The sequence below is a fragment of the Agrobacterium sp. InxBP2 genome, assembly GCF_026191755.1.
GTDB classification, from domain to species: Bacteria; Pseudomonadota; Alphaproteobacteria; order Rhizobiales; family Rhizobiaceae; genus Agrobacterium; species Agrobacterium pusense.
On the sequence record NZ_JAINDY010000017.1, the window covers coordinates 111,535 to 125,454 of the forward strand.

The 13,920-nt window shown below is 60.2% G+C and carries 17 protein-coding genes; 8 read left to right on the plus strand and 9 right to left on the minus strand.

Translation table 11 applies throughout. The features are described from left to right. Nucleotides 1–152: 152 nt before the first annotated feature. Complete coding sequence (locus K7A42_RS01415) at nucleotides 153–977, minus strand: class I SAM-dependent methyltransferase (protein WP_282454685.1); 825 nt, start codon at nucleotides 975–977, stop codon at nucleotides 153–155. A gap of 222 nt (nucleotides 978–1,199) precedes the next feature. Next, nucleotides 1,200–2,222: an RluA family pseudouridine synthase gene (locus tag K7A42_RS01420; RefSeq protein WP_113380773.1), complete on the minus strand. Its 1,023-nt coding sequence runs from the start codon at nucleotides 2,220–2,222 to the stop codon at nucleotides 1,200–1,202. 38 nt (nucleotides 2,223–2,260) lie between these two features. Here K7A42_RS01420 and K7A42_RS01425 point away from each other — a divergent pair, with 38 nt between their 5' ends. Both K7A42_RS01425 and K7A42_RS01430 read left to right on the plus strand, forming a co-directional pair. Continuing rightward, nucleotides 2,261–2,653 carry a hypothetical protein gene (locus K7A42_RS01425; protein WP_004443384.1) on the plus strand — a complete coding sequence of 131 codons (393 nt, stop codon included), beginning with the start codon at nucleotides 2,261–2,263 and terminating at the stop codon, nucleotides 2,651–2,653. Further along, complete coding sequence (locus tag K7A42_RS01430) at nucleotides 2,643–3,497, plus strand: TrmH family RNA methyltransferase (RefSeq protein WP_006700333.1); 855 nt, start codon at nucleotides 2,643–2,645, stop codon at nucleotides 3,495–3,497. The genes K7A42_RS01425 and K7A42_RS01430 overlap by 11 nt, the downstream gene beginning before the upstream one ends. Before the next feature lie 236 nt (nucleotides 3,498–3,733). On the opposite strand, the gene K7A42_RS01435 is transcribed toward K7A42_RS01430, so the two are convergent. Next, on the minus strand, nucleotides 3,734–4,984 hold the full coding sequence (locus K7A42_RS01435; RefSeq protein ID WP_282454686.1) for a hypothetical protein: 1,251 nt from the start codon (nucleotides 4,982–4,984) through the stop codon (nucleotides 3,734–3,736). Between the two features lie 310 nt (nucleotides 4,985–5,294). Then, nucleotides 5,295–5,891 (minus strand): DUF1134 domain-containing protein, encoded by a 597-nt coding sequence (locus tag K7A42_RS01440; protein ID WP_004443378.1) that lies wholly within the window; start codon nucleotides 5,889–5,891, stop codon nucleotides 5,295–5,297. A gap of 252 nt (nucleotides 5,892–6,143) precedes the next feature. Between K7A42_RS01440 and chpT the strand changes: the two genes are divergently transcribed. From chpT to K7A42_RS01460, 4 genes are all read left to right on the plus strand, one after another. Then, nucleotides 6,144–6,791 carry a histidine phosphotransferase ChpT gene (gene chpT / locus K7A42_RS01445; protein WP_004443377.1) on the plus strand — a complete coding sequence of 216 codons (648 nt, stop codon included), beginning with the start codon at nucleotides 6,144–6,146 and terminating at the stop codon, nucleotides 6,789–6,791. Nucleotides 6,792–6,875: 84 nt separating this feature from the next. Continuing rightward, a complete protein-coding gene (locus K7A42_RS01450; RefSeq protein WP_006700334.1) occupies nucleotides 6,876–7,403 on the plus strand; it encodes a GNAT family N-acetyltransferase in 528 nt (175 codons plus the stop codon). Nucleotides 7,404–7,493: 90 nt separating this feature from the next. Beyond that, a complete protein-coding gene (locus tag K7A42_RS26025) occupies nucleotides 7,494–7,556 on the plus strand; it encodes a hypothetical protein (RefSeq protein WP_312942747.1) in 63 nt (20 codons plus the stop codon). 132 nt (nucleotides 7,557–7,688) lie between these two features. Further along, nucleotides 7,689–8,732 (plus strand): alpha/beta hydrolase family protein, encoded by a 1,044-nt coding sequence (locus K7A42_RS01460; RefSeq protein ID WP_282454687.1) that lies wholly within the window; start codon nucleotides 7,689–7,691, stop codon nucleotides 8,730–8,732. A gap of 30 nt (nucleotides 8,733–8,762) precedes the next feature. On the opposite strand, the gene K7A42_RS01465 is transcribed toward K7A42_RS01460, so the two are convergent. After that, entirely contained in the window at nucleotides 8,763–9,290 is a 528-nt protein-coding gene (locus K7A42_RS01465) for a GNAT family N-acetyltransferase (RefSeq protein WP_282454688.1), read from the minus strand. Between the two features lie 121 nt (nucleotides 9,291–9,411). Then, entirely contained in the window at nucleotides 9,412–10,116 is a 705-nt protein-coding gene (gene ctrA, locus K7A42_RS01470; RefSeq protein WP_004443365.1) for a response regulator transcription factor CtrA, read from the minus strand. A gap of 482 nt (nucleotides 10,117–10,598) precedes the next feature. Here ctrA and K7A42_RS01475 point away from each other — a divergent pair, with 482 nt between their 5' ends. Together K7A42_RS01475 and K7A42_RS01480 are read left to right on the plus strand one after the other, a co-directional pair. Beyond that, complete coding sequence (locus K7A42_RS01475; RefSeq protein WP_003491821.1) at nucleotides 10,599–10,949, plus strand: flagellar export protein FliJ; 351 nt, start codon at nucleotides 10,599–10,601, stop codon at nucleotides 10,947–10,949. A 283-nt stretch (nucleotides 10,950–11,232) separates the two neighbouring features. Beyond that, nucleotides 11,233–11,436, plus strand: coding sequence for a DUF1059 domain-containing protein (locus tag K7A42_RS01480; RefSeq protein WP_004443364.1), 204 nt, complete (start codon nucleotides 11,233–11,235; stop codon nucleotides 11,434–11,436). Nucleotides 11,437–11,673: 237 nt separating this feature from the next. Here the strand turns inward: K7A42_RS01480 and K7A42_RS01485 are convergent, their stop codons facing one another. The 3 genes from K7A42_RS01485 to K7A42_RS01495 form a co-directional block, all read right to left on the minus strand. After that, complete coding sequence (locus K7A42_RS01485) at nucleotides 11,674–11,955, minus strand: GNAT family N-acetyltransferase (RefSeq protein ID WP_004443362.1); 282 nt, start codon at nucleotides 11,953–11,955, stop codon at nucleotides 11,674–11,676. 228 nt (nucleotides 11,956–12,183) lie between these two features. After that, nucleotides 12,184–12,459 (minus strand): DUF1153 domain-containing protein, encoded by a 276-nt coding sequence (locus K7A42_RS01490; protein ID WP_003491799.1) that lies wholly within the window; start codon nucleotides 12,457–12,459, stop codon nucleotides 12,184–12,186. 191 nt (nucleotides 12,460–12,650) lie between these two features. Continuing rightward, on the minus strand, nucleotides 12,651–13,691 hold the full coding sequence (locus K7A42_RS01495) for a DUF2793 domain-containing protein (protein ID WP_282454689.1): 1,041 nt from the start codon (nucleotides 13,689–13,691) through the stop codon (nucleotides 12,651–12,653). Nucleotides 13,692–13,920: the final 229 nt, after the last annotated feature.

Genomic DNA, 13,920 nt, shown 5'->3' on the forward strand with positions numbered 1-13,920 from the left:
TCTATGGTCTGGAACGGCACCCTCTTTGATCGGCGAATAACCCGCCGGAGGCGCGCCGTAAGCTGCGGGTCGTTACCGACCCCGCACGAACCCATGTGACAGATATGTACGCTCACGCCGCGTTTCAAGCGAACGCTGCGTTCACACATGCGTTATGTCGAGGCAACCCCTTCTTTGACCTGTTTAACTTTCGAGCGGTAAATTCGTTCCGAAAAACCGCCAAGGCCGGAGCGCACCATCAGCTCATACATCACCCGTCTGCGCATCGGATTGTGCAGACGCACCACCTTCGCGCCGAGGAACTGCGTCTCGACATGGGCAAGCGCCTGCAGGTCCGGATCGATGGCAATGGCCTGAGCATAGATTGAGTGAAATTCGCGATGGCACACATAGGTCTTGTATTTTGTCATGCCGAAGCAAACGAGGCTGTGGCCGTGGGTGCGCAGGAAATCGGCGACACCCACCGTCACTTCCGGCCAGGCGGGGTTGAAGGTGTCATCGAAAACGATGATGCCGTGCGGCGCGATCACCTCCATGGCCAGTTTCGCATCGGCCAGCACGTGATGCAGGTGATGGCCACCATCAACACTGAAAAAGCGTGCCGGACCGATGCGGGACGTGATGTCGTCCGGTGTCAGCCGCGTGCTGTCGCCCTTGATGATGAGGTTCCGATCCATTGTGAAACCCAGCCGGCGGCCGTTTTCCATCAGGCGTTCATACTGGTCGAGGCTGCCGTCTTGCGGCGGGTCCAGATCGAAAAGATCGACGCCCAGCACCTTTTCCTGGCTCTGCGCGAATTTGCGCAGCAGGAAATAGGAGCGACCGTAATAGACGCCGATTTCCGCGATGCCGCCACTAAGGGCGCTTTTCGTCTGCGCCTGCAGAAGTGCCTTGAAGACGAGCGCATCCGGCGGGTCGATGTAACCTTCGACGCTGCGCAGCTCCTGGAATATAAACCGGCGGTCTTTAATCGTCATGCGCACGCGATCCCGTCATCGTGCCGGCTCCGTTCAAGGCAGTTCGAACGTGCGGCGGTTCAAGGCTTTGCGAGGCAAAGGAGGTGCGAGGATTAAAGCGAAATTGGGGCGGTCTATGAAGAGGACCGTTGGCAGAATATCGCGTTCCGCTAATCTTTTTTTGTTATCCGAAGCTTCCGGCGAAATGTGCGGCGCAGTTTTTTGGAACTGCGCCAGGCGTTTTCAGGCACGCAATGCGGCGACCAAGGCTTCCATGTCTTCTGGAAGCTCGGTTTCGAACTCCATCACCTCACCAGTGCGAGGGTGTTCGAAAGCGAGCAGATAGGCATGAAGTGCCTGGCGCGGAAAGCGCCCGACGATGCCCTTTGCCGGTTCTTCCAGAAGGTTCGCCTTGGTACGGAAAGCCGCGCCATATTCGGGATCGCCGATCAGCGGGTGGCCGATATGGGCCATGTGCACGCGGATCTGGTGGGTGCGGCCCGTTTCGAGACGGCATTCCACCATCGAGGCGAGACAGGTGGCGTCCGGCCGCTCGTGATAACGCTCGACTACCTCGTAATGGGTGATTGCCTCGCGGGCATCATCCGAATCCTCGTGCTTGACGGCGCGTTTGGTGCGGTCGACGCTGCGGCCGAGCGCTGCGTCGATTGTGCCACGCAGCGTGCGCGGGCGGCCCCAGACGATGGCCTTGTAGGCGCGTTCCAGCGGCCCGGTGCGGCCATGGTCGGCAAATTGTGCGGCCAGATGCCGGTGGGCGTTGTCGTTCTTCGCAACGACCATGACACCTGACGTTTCCTTGTCCAGCCGGTGTACGATGCCCGGGCGCTTGACGCCGCCAATGCCGGAGAGGCTGTCACCGCAATGATGAATGAGGGCGTTGACCAGCGTTCCCGTCCAGTTGCCGGCGCCGGGATGCACGACGAGGCCGGCGGGCTTGACGAGCACGATCAGGTCTTCATCCTCATATTCCACGTTGAGGGGAATGTCCTCGCCCTTGGGTTCCGGGTCTTCCGGCTCGGGCATGACGATCTCGATACGGTCGCCGGGATGCACCTTCTTTTTCGGCTCGGTCACCGGCTTGCCGTTGAGGGAAACCGCGCCCTGTTCGATCAGCGCCTTCAGGCGACTGCGGGAGAAGTCGCTGCCCACTTCGCCCGCCAGCCAGGAATCGAGGCGGCCTTCGGCGTCTTCCCCGGCAATCAGGACTTTCCTTGCGTCTCCGCCTTGTTTAAAGGGGTCGTTCATTCTTATTTTTCCGATCCATCAGCATTTCAGGGAACCCGATGACGCAGATCGAGCAAGACGAACAGGAAGACAAGCCGCTTGATCCGGCCATGGAAAAAGTTCGCCGCAAGATGATCCGTTTGCAGATCGTGTCGGGCTCCGTGATGTTTATCAGCCTTATGGCTGTCTTCGGTGCGGTTGTCTACAAGGCGATGGGGCCGTCGAAGGCCGTTCAGACGCAGACGGAAGCGCCGAACCTCGCCGTTCCCACTGGTAGTGGCCCGATGGCCGTCACCGCCAGCCTGCCGCAGGGCTTCACGATCGACAATGTCAGCTATTCCGGCGGTGACATGCTGTTTTACGGCCGGCTGGCCAACGGCACGCGCAAGGCGCTGGTCTTCAACGTCGCCAGCGGCCGGTTCCTGGCCGACGTGACTGTTGATGGCCAGTGAGGTCAATAACCTGCTGGATGGCCGGGCGCTGATCTCGATCGACGACCCGGCCGATCCGCGCATTGCCGCCTTTCGCGATATTCGCGAGCGTGATCTCACCGGCCGGCAGGGGCGTTTCATCGCCGAAGGTACGGTGGTGCTGCGCATGCTGGCCGCCGCCCACAAGGCGGGTGGGGCCTTTGCTGCGGAGAGCATCCTGATTCTGCGCAACCGGCTTTCCGGCGTCGCGGATATTCTTTCCGATTTCCCCGAAGATGTGCCCGTTTATGTGGCCGAAGCGCCGGTGCTGGATGGTATCGTCGGTTTCCACCTGCATCGCGGCATTCTGGCGCTCGGGCGGCGGGTGCGCGATGACGGCCTGGAAGAGATGATTGCAGCACTTCCTGCGTCCTCCCTGGTGCTCGTTGGCTGCGGCATTTCCAACCACGATAATCTCGGCGCGATGTTTCGCAACGCCGCAGCCTTTTATGCCGATGCGGTGCTGCTGGACGAGACGTGCTGCGACCCGCTCTATCGCAAGGCGCTGCGGGTTTCCGTGGGGTCGGTGCTGTCGGTTCCCTATCATCGCGGCGGCGGGGCAGTGGAGATGCTGGAGCGGCTCGCGGCAGCCGGTTTTGCGATCTGGAGCCTTTCACCCGGTGGCGAGACCGAAATCCGCGATATTCCCCGCGCTGAACGCATGGCGCTCGTCATCGGCACGGAAGGCGAGGGGTTGCCGCAATCGGTGCTGTCGCGGTTTCATACGGCGCGGATTGCGCAGTCGCCGCAGCTGGATAGCTTGAATGCGGGGACGGCTTCCGGGCTGGCGCTTTATCAGATGGCGGGGGTGATCGGGCGGGTGTGAGGAGTGCTTAACGCCATCTTTGCGGATAAAGTTTACGCTTGCCTTGGTGGGTGGGGTTTACCCCCCTCTGTCCTGCCGGACATCTCCCCCACAAGGAGGGAGATCGGCAAGACGCGATATCGCCACTTCATTCTCTAACGTTGAGATGGGCAAAACCTTGCCGCATATCGATCTCCCCACCTGTGGGGGAGATGCCCGGCAGGGCAGAGGGGGGTGAAGCGGCATACACCGAGTACCTAACGCTTCCGCTTTTCCATCACCATCTTCGCCCGCTTCGCAAGGCTCTCCCGCCCCGATGAACCAGACGCCTTGGCCAGCAGCCCCGGAATAGGCGATGCCTCACCCTCCTGCGCGGCTGTCAGCGCGATCATTTCGGCGGCGATCCTCGCGATTTCGCGGCGGATGGGCTCGTCATTACCGGTACCACGCACATTCAACAGGCGCTCGGTGAGCGCGGTGCCCTGATTGCGGATATCCTCGATTTCCTGTTCCAAACCTTCCGGTGCCAATGCGCCCGGCTGTGCGCTCGGCTCCTCCTGCGGGAAGGCGGGGGCGGCATCCTCTGGGGCTGCCGTCTGTTGTGCGTCCGTCTCGATGGTGGGCGCGGTTTCGAGCGTGGCGGCAGGGGCCGGCGCTGCGGCTTGCCGCCGCTCAACCGGCTTTTCGGCGGGAACGGCGGGGTTCGGCAGGCGGATGATCATGTCGTTGCTGCGGCCGCCGGTTGCGGCCAACTGTTCCTTGAGGCGCGCGACCTCCTGGTTGCGCAGGGTCAGCATCGTGTCGAGGTCGGCGTTTTTGGCGATGGTGCTGGCCAGTTGCTCCTCAAGCCTCGTTACCTTGCGGCTTTCGCGCGCCACGGCTTCCATCGCTTCCCGGTTGCGGCTGGCGATATCCTGAAGCTCGCGGGTGACGGTCTCGCCTTCCTTTCGGAAGCGTGTGGCGCTTTGTTTGGCCTGTTCGGCTTCGAGATCGCGGGTGGCGGCGAGGATTTTCGAATCATCAAGTTCGCGCGTCAGGTTGGTGAGGCGGGCGGTGAGATCGGACATCTGGCTGGCGCGCTCATTGGCAGCCTGCTCCTGCTGCAGGAGGTTGGCCTGGATGATGCCGGCGCGCTCTTCGCTGGCGTCAAGTGCGGCGCGCAATTCGCCGATCTCCAGCGTCAGCTCTTCGATCTTCAGGGAAAAGCTGCGGTTCTGCTCGCCGAGGCGATAGGCATCGCTGGAAGCGGCCTCGTTGGCGAGGCGTAGCGAGGTGTTCTTTTCCCGCTCCGTTTCCAGTTCCTGGCGGACCTTGGCGTTTTCGGCGGCGTAGAGCGCACGCGCCATGTCCTTCTGGGCGCGGACTTCCTGCGGGCTGATGGGCACTGTCGCGCGTATGCGGTTTTCCGTATAAGCGACGATGCGGCGGTGGATCGCGGGTGCGATCAACAGGGCCAGCAGGGTTGCGGTGAGAAAACCCAATCCGAAGAGAATGGCATATTCGATCACGCTTTACAGTCTCCGAAACTCAGATACGCGCGCATTCGGAAAGAGGGGCGCGAAAACACGTTACGCTATTATTGCAACCGTGGGGAGGGGTTTCCCTTTGGCAATTCGTGGGCGGGACCTTGCCGCTTGTTTCTTCTCCCCGAGGGGGAGAGGTCCGCGGCAGCGGTGTGAGGGGGCGAGGGTTATGAGATACGGCAAGGTTGCCCGCTCATCCGACCCTTCGGGCCACCTTCTCCCCGGCGGGGAGAAGAAAGCTGCCGCAATGCCTCATCCTATAGACCACCGTTAGCTCCGGTTAGACCTCAGCGAATCAGAAGGGGTTCCAGGTCGGCTGCTGGGTGAGCTTCAGGTAACCGACATTGATGCCGAGGCGTGCGCCGATGCCGGTGCGGATGGGGGCGAGCGTGACTTCGCTGCTTTTCAGATAGGTCATGCCGACGCCGGCGACGATGAAAGCGGAGCCGCTGACGCCGCCGTAACGGCGATAGAGCGAATCAACCGAGGGCAGATTGTAAACCAGCATCATGGCGCGGGTGCCCTGGCCGCCGTAATCGAGGCCGAGCGACGGTCCCTGCCAGAAGACGGGGTGCTGGCCGGCATTCTTGGTGTAAAGCGTGCCCTCGCCATAGGTGAGGCCGGCAACGAAGGCGCCGGAGCCCTCCTGGCCGAGAATGTAACCGTTCGGAAGACCGTATTGCTGGAAGGCGCGCTCCACCACCTTGGCAAGGCCGCCGGTGGTTTCGCCGAAGAATCCGTGGCCTGCATCCACGACTTCCTGGAAAGAATATTGATCGCTGTTCTGGGCCGCGGCCGGTGCGACCCATATCAGCAGGCTCGCGAGGAGCGCGACGATCTTTCCCAGTCCGAGGCGTGCAATGGTGCGGGTTTTCTTAAGGCGCATCGTCATGTCCGTCCGTCTGTTTCGTTAGCGCGTCGGTTCGAAAATCCGAATCGGTTTTTCGAAAGGGCCGACGCGCAGAGTCAAAGTTCTACAGCATGTTTCGCGCATCCTGGCGGATACACGGGGCTCCAGTGTGGCCTGTTAAGGCATTTGGCATTTTGAAACCATCCTATTAACAATCGGTTTACCAAATATGGTGTCATTATGGCTTAACAATTTCCACACCGTCCGCGCCTCCCTTGCGCAGGAGAGAATTTTATGACCAGCAAACTCAATATCACGCTGTCCGGTCCCGATCTGGCGGCCCTTCTGTGCAGCCGTGTGTGCCATGATGTGATTTCGCCTGTCGGCGCCATCAATAACGGCCTCGAACTGCTGGACGAGGGCGGCACGGATGACGATGCGCTCGATCTCATCCGCACGTCAGCCCTTAACGCATCCGTGCGGCTGAAGTTCGCCCGCCTTGCTTTCGGTGCTTCCGGTTCCGCCGGCGCGTCGATCGATACCGGCGAGGCCGAAAAGGCCGCCAAGGATTTTGCAGAGGCCGAAAAGAAGGCGGAAGTCAGCTGGAACGGCCCGCGCGCCATCGTTGCCAAGAACCGCGTCAAGCTTCTGCTCAACCTCTTCCTCGTGGCCTATGGCGCGATACCGCGCGGTGGCAATGTGGATGTGCTGCTTGAAAACCCCGATGGCGACGCCAAGTTCGAAATCACCGTCAAGGGCCGGATGATGCGCGTGCCGGGCAAGTTCGTGGAAATCTACGAGGGCAGGCTGGAAGAGGCGGTCGACGCCCATTCCGTTCAGCCCTATTACACGCTGCTTCTGGCCGAGGAGGCCAATATGACGGTGGAATACAAGGTGCATGACGATCGTATCGTCTTCACGGCAAAGACGATCGCGGCGTGATCGTTTCAATGCGACAGTGATGCCATCAGGGGTCGGGCCGGTTTTGCCAGCGCCCGGCCCTTTTTCGTTTCCAGGGGAGGTCTCATGATTCGTGTCGAAACCGCGCGTCTTTGTCTTCGGCCGCATGCCATCGAGGACGAAGCGCGTTATTGCGCTTTCTGGAGCGCGGCCGTTCAACCCATTCCGGGAGTGAACTCAATAGCGCCGCTCGATCCCGAACTCGCTTTCGCGCGGCTTTTGCGTTTCATCGGCCACTGGTCCGTCTTCGGTTTCGGGCCTTTCGTGGTCGAGGAACTGTCCACGGGACGAATCGTTGGCGAGGTGGGTCTCGCCCATATGCGCCGCGGACATGGCGCGGATTTCGACACCGCACCGGAGGCCATGTGGAAGATCGACAGGGATCTGACGGGCAAGGGCGTGGCAAGCGAAGCCGTGCAGGCCGCGCTTGGCTGGTTCGACACGCAGGGCATATCGAACCGGATCGTGTGCATGATCGATCCGCTCAACGTACCCTCCCTCGCAATCGCCACCCGCTTCGGCTTCCGCCCTTTCCGGGAGACGACCTTCCGGGAAAGCCCCGTGCGGCTTTTCGAGCGGATCAGGACACCCTAACTCCACGACGTCCAAAGCACGGACAAAGGGCTTTGACTCATAGTAGTGGAGGCAACCGCCGAGAGCGGCTGGCACGACTACTTCGATACGGTGAATTCGGGCGGGGAGGGTGTCGGCATGACAGGCCATCTCCAGCAGCTTGCAGCGATCTGATCCGTCACGTGAACCTGGCCGTTGCCGCGACGGCCTCGATCACGATCGAGCACGACGACGAGCGCGTTCAAGGTCTCTACAGCAATCGGATAAGCCAATCTTTTCTCCGTCCAGACCAACGGAGAGACAAACATGCGCATACTGACACTAGCAATGCTCCTTTTCGCGCTGACCGCAAGCGTGACCGCCAAAGAGGCCATAGGTTTCAAACAGATTGAGTTGCCGGCTGATCAAGGCGGAAAAACTCTCGCAGTTTCAATGTGGTATCCAACCACGTCTTCCGGGAAAGCGGAGACTGTCGGCGAGAACGCCATATTTTTCGGGCTTGATGTTCTCCGGGACGCCTCCCGTGCCCCGGGTTCTCACCCGCTTGTGCTGCTGTCTCATGGTTACGGCGGCAGCTGGCGCAACCTCAACTGGCTTGCGGGTGAACTGGTGCATGATGGTTATGTCGTCGCCGCACCCGATCATGCTGGCGAAGATTTCGAGGCGCAGAAGGGAAACGAGGTGGTGGCACTTTGGGAAAGGCCACGCGCCATCAGTACGGTCCTGACAGCGCTCCTCAAAGATGAGGCGCTTGCCGGGCTCATCGACAGTCGGCGCATCGCAGTCATCGGCCATTCGCTTGGCGGCTGGACCGCGATGGAACTCGCAGGCGCAAGATATAGTGCCGATCTTGCTCTTGAAGGTTGCGATGTGACGCCGCTGCCGCCGCAATGCAAAGCCAACCGGCTCTTAAGCAAGGTGGGAATTATTGGTGGTGGAAAGGCCGATCCGCGCCTCTCAATGAGCAGGTATGATAACCGTATTCGCGCTGTCGTTTCGCTTGATCTGGGCCCGGCGGCGGGCTTTTTGCCTGAGACGTTGCGACAGGTGGACGTTCCGGTTCTGGTGATGGCCGCTGGCGTGGAAACGCCGGAGATTGCGGCGATCAAAGCCGATTCAGACCGTGTCGCCGCTCTTCTGCCAAAGGCGACGACCACCTATCATGTGATACCGGACGCCACCCATTTGAGTTTCATGCAGATATGCAAGGAAGATGGCGAAAAACGCCTGCTGGAAGAATCGCCCGATGAAGCATTCATATGCCGCAGCGGTGGCGGAAGAGACAGGGCGGCACTGCATCAGGAGATCCGTGGTGCAGTCACGACCTTTCTGCGTGACGCTTTAAAATAAAGACGGGCCGCATAAATGCGGCTCTATCGATCACGTCCTTGCATGCCGATCCCTTTGCACATCATGGCGATAGACCAGATCGGATGGCAGCGGGCGCGGCGCGGCAGTGTCCAGCACCCCGCCGATTCGCTCCGCAACGGCGGCGGATTGGCGGTTGCCTGCGCTGACATAGCTGACGAGGGTTGGAAGCTTCAGCGTATCGAAGGCCCAGTCCCGCAGCGCCGTTGCGGCTTCCGCCGCATAACCCCTGCCTTCATGACCGTCGTAAAGCAGCCAGCCCAGTTCCTTCTCGGGATAGAGGGGGCCGTGATTGATGCCGACCTGACCGATGCATTCGCCGCTCTCGGCGAGATCGATCATCAGCGCGCCGTGACCGAAGAACGACCACAATGCCCTGTCCTGACAGAACATGGCCCATGCGGCGGCAAGATCATGCGGTCCGGCGACGCCGGTGGAGCGCGGTGACGCCATGAAATCACGATAGGCCGGGAAATCGTCCAGTCGCGGTTGGCGAAGGTTAAGGCGATTTGTCACGAGGGTGGGGATTGTGTCCGTCATTTATTGTCCTCTCGCGCCTCCGCCTGAGCGGGACGCCGTTGCCGACCTGCCGCGACCCGCAGTCAACAAAAAACCCGCCGTTTCCAGCGGGTCTTTTAAAACAGCCCTGTTCCAGCAGGAATCAGGCGGTTTCGAGATATTCCGTCGAGCCATCCGGCTCGCGCAGAACATAACCGCGGCCCCAGACGGTTTCGATGTAGTTCGCGCCGCCGGCGGCGTTTGCCAGCTTCTTGCGCAGCTTGCAGATGAAGACGTCGATGATCTTCAGTTCCGGCTCGTCCATGCCGCCATAAAGGTGGTTCAGGAACATTTCCTTGGTCAGCGTCGTGCCCTTGCGCAGCGAAAGCAGCTCAAGCATCTGATATTCCTTGCCGGTCAGGTGAACGCGCTGGCCGCCCACTTCAACCGTCTTGGCATCGAGATTGACGATCAGCTCGCCGGTGGAGATGACCGACTGCGCATGGCCCTTGGAACGGCGGACGATTGCGTGAATGCGGGCAACAAGCTCGTCCTTGTGGAACGGCTTCGTCATGTAATCGTCTGCGCCAAAGCCGAGGCCGCGAACCTTGTCCTCAATGCCGGCCATGCCGGACAGGATGAGGATAGGCGTCTTGACCTTGGAAAGCCGAAGCGTTCTCAGCACCTCGTAACCCGACATGTCGGGGAGGTTAAGGTCGAGAAGAATAATGTCGTAGTCGTAAAGCTTGCCAAGGTCCACGCCTTCCTCACCGAGGTCGGTCGTGTAAACGTTAAAGCTTTCCGACTTCAGCATCAGTTCAATGCTCTGCGCTGTCGCGCTGTCGTCTTCAATCAGTAGAACCCGCATAATTATCCCCTTTGCCGCCCGCGAACCGGTAAAACATTGCCTCGCGCGATGCGGATCCAGACGTTGCCTGATTTGCAGGCTGCCACCAAATGGTTAACAAATTCTAATTGCCTTTGGCAAGGTGTATCGAATTTATTAAGCAAACTAGGCATTTCGCTGTTTTTGCACGTGAATCCACCATCGCCAAAATTGAAGCTTAACGTGAGGATTTCCCGCTAAGTGATTCAATCGACTCTTACATCGTCTGGCCCATTTTTTTGGACCTGGCATTTACCGACCCTTAAATGATCGTGTTTATCATTAACGATGCCCGTAAACGAAAGGTTAACGGCGGCGGTTTTTTATTAACGCCGGGTAACTTTCGGGAATCATTCCGGCACAACGGGTTAACCCGGCCGGTTGAAAGGGCGGGTTAAACGGGCCGGTCGAGGGGGCATAGTGCCTTTTTTGATCCGGGTCTCGCTATCCATGGAGTATTGCGTATGAAGTCGCGTGACAGCCTGGTTCGCCTGAAGGAATTTCAGGTCAATGAAAAACGCAGGCAGCTTAACCAGCTGCAGCAGATGATGTCCGAATTCGAGCGGATGGCAAAGGAACTGGTGCATCAGATCTCTCTGGAAGAGAGCAAGTCGGGCATTACCGATCCGACGCATTTCGCCTATCCGACCTTCGCCAAGGCCGCGCGCCAGCGGGCGGATAATCTTCAGGTTTCCATCCGGGAACTGAAGGCCCAGCAGGAGGCCGCCGAGGCATCGCTGGAAGAGGTGCAGGCCGAATATGAAAAGGCCGCCGCACTGGAAAACCGCGACGGAGCCATCCGCGCCCGCGCCTGACAGGTGGCGCAGAACTGACGAACCTCGTCCTCATTGACGGCTGCCGGTGGATCAGGAGGCGGCTTTCAATGACGGGACGACATGCTTTTTTTCGAAAGGCCGCTCCATCAGGGCGGCCTTTTGCCTTGCTGCTTCGCCAGCGCGCCACGACGGGGCGGCCGCCCCGATTTCGATTGTCCGGACATGCGGAAAGGCGTATTTTACAGGGGTTCCGACCGTGAGCCGGAGGCTTTTACGCGCACGCACCCGTGCGGGTGCGGGCGGCCATTGCAGGGAGGAAAAAATGGCCCGCCAATATATCGATTGCCGTGAATTTCCCAGTGACAGCAGATGCACCGTTGCCATTTCGGCCGATTCCCAGGAGGAGCTGATGGAGGCGGCCGTGCAGCATGCCGTGGCCGTGCACGGCGCAAAGGATACGCTCGAATTCCGGGAAGAGGTCCGCCGGAGCATGCATGCCGGGACCCCACCGTTGAAGGTGGCGTGACACGCATTTATGAAATGACGCGATATTTGCAACGGCTGTGAGGGATTAAGCGTAAGCCGCTTTTTTCTTCTCCCCGCCGGGGAGAAGTTCGCGGCAGCGGGACGAGGGGGCAAGTTCTCCGCATATTACTGGCGTTTCCCCCTCATCCGACCCTTCGGGCCACCTTCTCCCCGGCGGGGAGAAGAAATATGCCGCGACGCTTGCGACTTCTGCCCTCAGACAGATGATAAAGCGCCCTTAGCCCTGGATAACATCGGCCCAGTCTGGATGGCGCAGGGTCTGGGCCTTGAAGAAGGGGCAGAGCGGAATGATCTTCCAGCCGCCCTTGCGGGCTTCATCGATGGCGTGGGCGGCAAGTGCCTGGCCGACGCCTTTGCCGCGAAGCGCATCGGGCACGCCGGTATGATCGATGATGATGAGGGAAGGGGAGGTGCGGGAATAGGTCATTTCCGCCGTATGGCCGTCGACGGTTGCGAGATATTCGCCGCGCGATCCGGTTTCGGTTGTCTTGATATCCATTATCTCTGCCTTCCCATTGCTGTTCGTATCTCCACTGTAGCGGCTTGCGCCCGAATTGAAACAGCGGGATAGCGAACGCAGCGGACACAAACCGGTGACAATCTCTCACCGTCAGCAGGCATGGTTCTGAATGAAAAATCCGAAATCAAACTGAAAGCCCCGTCGATAAACTGACGGGGCGTTTTGAAAATCCGGCGTTGGGCGCCTTTGGCGCGCCGGCGCACTTTCTCAGTGGCGGTATTGCTGAATGCGCGTGGTGCGCAGGCCGGCAAGGCCATGATCGGCAATCGAGGACTGCCAGGACAGGAATTCTTCAACGGTGAGCGTATAACGCTCGCAGGCCTCTTCGAGGCTCAACAGTCCACCGCGCACGGCGGCAACAACCTCTGCCTTTCTGCGAATGACCCAGCGCCGGGTATTGGCAGGCGGAAGATCCGCAATCGTCAGAGGGCTGCCATCGGGGCCGATGACATATTTAACTCGTGGGCGTATCATTTCGGTCATTGGACACTCTATACAAACTCAAGACCATATGACGGGAACTTTAGCCCCGTACCTTTAAAAATTGCCTAAGCAGCTCGTGACAATTTATTAAGAATTTGAACGGTTTCGCCTGATTTGTTCGAGTCGCCTTATTTTGTCGGGGAAAAATTTTTCCAAAAATCGCAATTTTTCTCTCTCATCGGTTGTCCAGATCAGATCCACGCAAGCGAAAGGCACGTTTTGCCGTTGCCCTGGGTCAATTCCACCGTTCCCTCATGGTGCAGTCGCAGGCGGTCGCCGGCATCGAGGCGAAGGAAGGCGGTTGCCGACTGCGACGCGCCTGAGTCTGACACATTGCCCGCGATGCCGAAATCGGCCGCCGCGCCGTTGATCAACAGCGTCACCCGGTGGCCGGAAGACGAGACCACGGCAAGCGTCAATATGGCCAGATAGAGGCCCTTCGCTGGCACCACCAGGTCGCGCCCACCACCACTCACCGCATCACCGAGCGCAAAGCCGCCCTCAGCGAGGGAGAGCACGGAAAAACCGGCGGCAGAGCCATTGGCCGGCTTCGTCGTGCCCGCCGGCAGGCCAGCGACGGCGAGCGGGCGGTTGGGCATCGAGACGCGACCATCGCCGCTGCAGACTATGGCGGTGTGCCATGAGGCGCCGTCCGTGCTGGCCTTGATCGAAAACCCGTCATTTCCCGCCAGACCCATCTCTGCGCGGCCGCTCCAGCCGGACTGGAACAGCAATGAGGCTGTATCGGCCCGGCCCGCCTTGTTGATCGTCATGCGGTGGCTGCCGTCATTCTGCGGGTGGGTGAAAAGGCTGGCGGGGGAGGCGAGCGCCAGCCGGTTGACGGCATCGGCCTCCGTGCCGATTCCCATGCTTTCCAGCCGACCGGTGGCCGGCAGTGGCAGGTCACGCCAGCCGCCGTCGCGCAGGACGCGATATCTGCTTTCGGCCGCAAACCATGCCGTCCAGCCGGGCTGCGGTGTGATCGAGAGCCACGCGCCATCCTGCCGGAAGGCGAGCCTGCCGCCCTTGCCGGCCCAATCGCCGGTAGCGTCGGCGGAGAGGAGGAAGCAATCTCCCTCGGCGGCGTTTTCGGGCGGTGCGGCAACCACAGCCTTGACGACCAGCTGCACGATCGCGTCGAGCCGTTGCAGCGCCTCGTTGTGGGTGACGTGTTTCTGCGCCTGCGAGGGGAGGATATAGGGAAGCCGAAGTCTCGCCGTCTGTTCGGTCATGATGTGCCTTCCGCGCTGCGGTGTTTCGTTGCGGGGGCATTGTGAGGTGGTGGCGTGGGGCGGGGATGAGCGGGGACAAGATTATTTTTTGGGGGCCTTGGTGTGTGTGGCTTTACCCTCCTCTGCCCCGCCGGGCATCTCCCCCTCAAGGGGGGAGATCGGCAGGAAGCGCTACCGCCACTTCATTCGCAAACGTTGAGATGGGGGAGACCTATCCGCGAGTCGATCT

What these genes read in the sequence shown, in the direction of transcription:
- K7A42_RS01415 (WP_282454685.1), bottom strand. Translation starts at nt 977, where the DNA reads ATGACGATTAAAGACCGCCGGTTTATATTCCAGGAGCTGCGCAGCGTC.
- K7A42_RS01495 (WP_282454689.1), bottom strand. Translation starts at nt 13,691, where the DNA reads ATGACCGAACAGACGGCGAGACTTCGGCTTCCCTATATCCTCCCCTCG.
- K7A42_RS01490 (WP_003491799.1), bottom strand. Translation starts at nt 12,459, where the DNA reads ATGACCGAAATGATACGCCCACGAGTTAAATATGTCATCGGCCCCGAT.
- ctrA (WP_004443365.1), bottom strand. Translation starts at nt 10,116, where the DNA reads ATGCGGGTTCTACTGATTGAAGACGACAGCGCGACAGCGCAGAGCATT.
- K7A42_RS01430 (WP_006700333.1), top strand. Translation starts at nt 2,643, where the DNA reads ATGGCCAGTGAGGTCAATAACCTGCTGGATGGCCGGGCGCTGATCTCG.
- K7A42_RS01485 (WP_004443362.1), bottom strand. Translation starts at nt 11,955, where the DNA reads ATGGATATCAAGACAACCGAAACCGGATCGCGCGGCGAATATCTCGCA.
- chpT (WP_004443377.1), top strand. Translation starts at nt 6,144, where the DNA reads ATGACCAGCAAACTCAATATCACGCTGTCCGGTCCCGATCTGGCGGCC.
- K7A42_RS01450 (WP_006700334.1), top strand. Translation starts at nt 6,876, where the DNA reads ATGATTCGTGTCGAAACCGCGCGTCTTTGTCTTCGGCCGCATGCCATC.
- K7A42_RS01460 (WP_282454687.1), top strand. Translation starts at nt 7,689, where the DNA reads ATGCGCATACTGACACTAGCAATGCTCCTTTTCGCGCTGACCGCAAGC.
- K7A42_RS01480 (WP_004443364.1), top strand. Translation starts at nt 11,233, where the DNA reads ATGGCCCGCCAATATATCGATTGCCGTGAATTTCCCAGTGACAGCAGA.
- K7A42_RS01440 (WP_004443378.1), bottom strand. Translation starts at nt 5,891, where the DNA reads ATGACGATGCGCCTTAAGAAAACCCGCACCATTGCACGCCTCGGACTG.
- K7A42_RS01420 (WP_113380773.1), bottom strand. Translation starts at nt 2,222, where the DNA reads ATGAACGACCCCTTTAAACAAGGCGGAGACGCAAGGAAAGTCCTGATT.
- K7A42_RS01425 (WP_004443384.1), top strand. Translation starts at nt 2,261, where the DNA reads ATGACGCAGATCGAGCAAGACGAACAGGAAGACAAGCCGCTTGATCCG.
- K7A42_RS01465 (WP_282454688.1), bottom strand. Translation starts at nt 9,290, where the DNA reads ATGACGGACACAATCCCCACCCTCGTGACAAATCGCCTTAACCTTCGC.
- K7A42_RS01475 (WP_003491821.1), top strand. Translation starts at nt 10,599, where the DNA reads ATGAAGTCGCGTGACAGCCTGGTTCGCCTGAAGGAATTTCAGGTCAAT.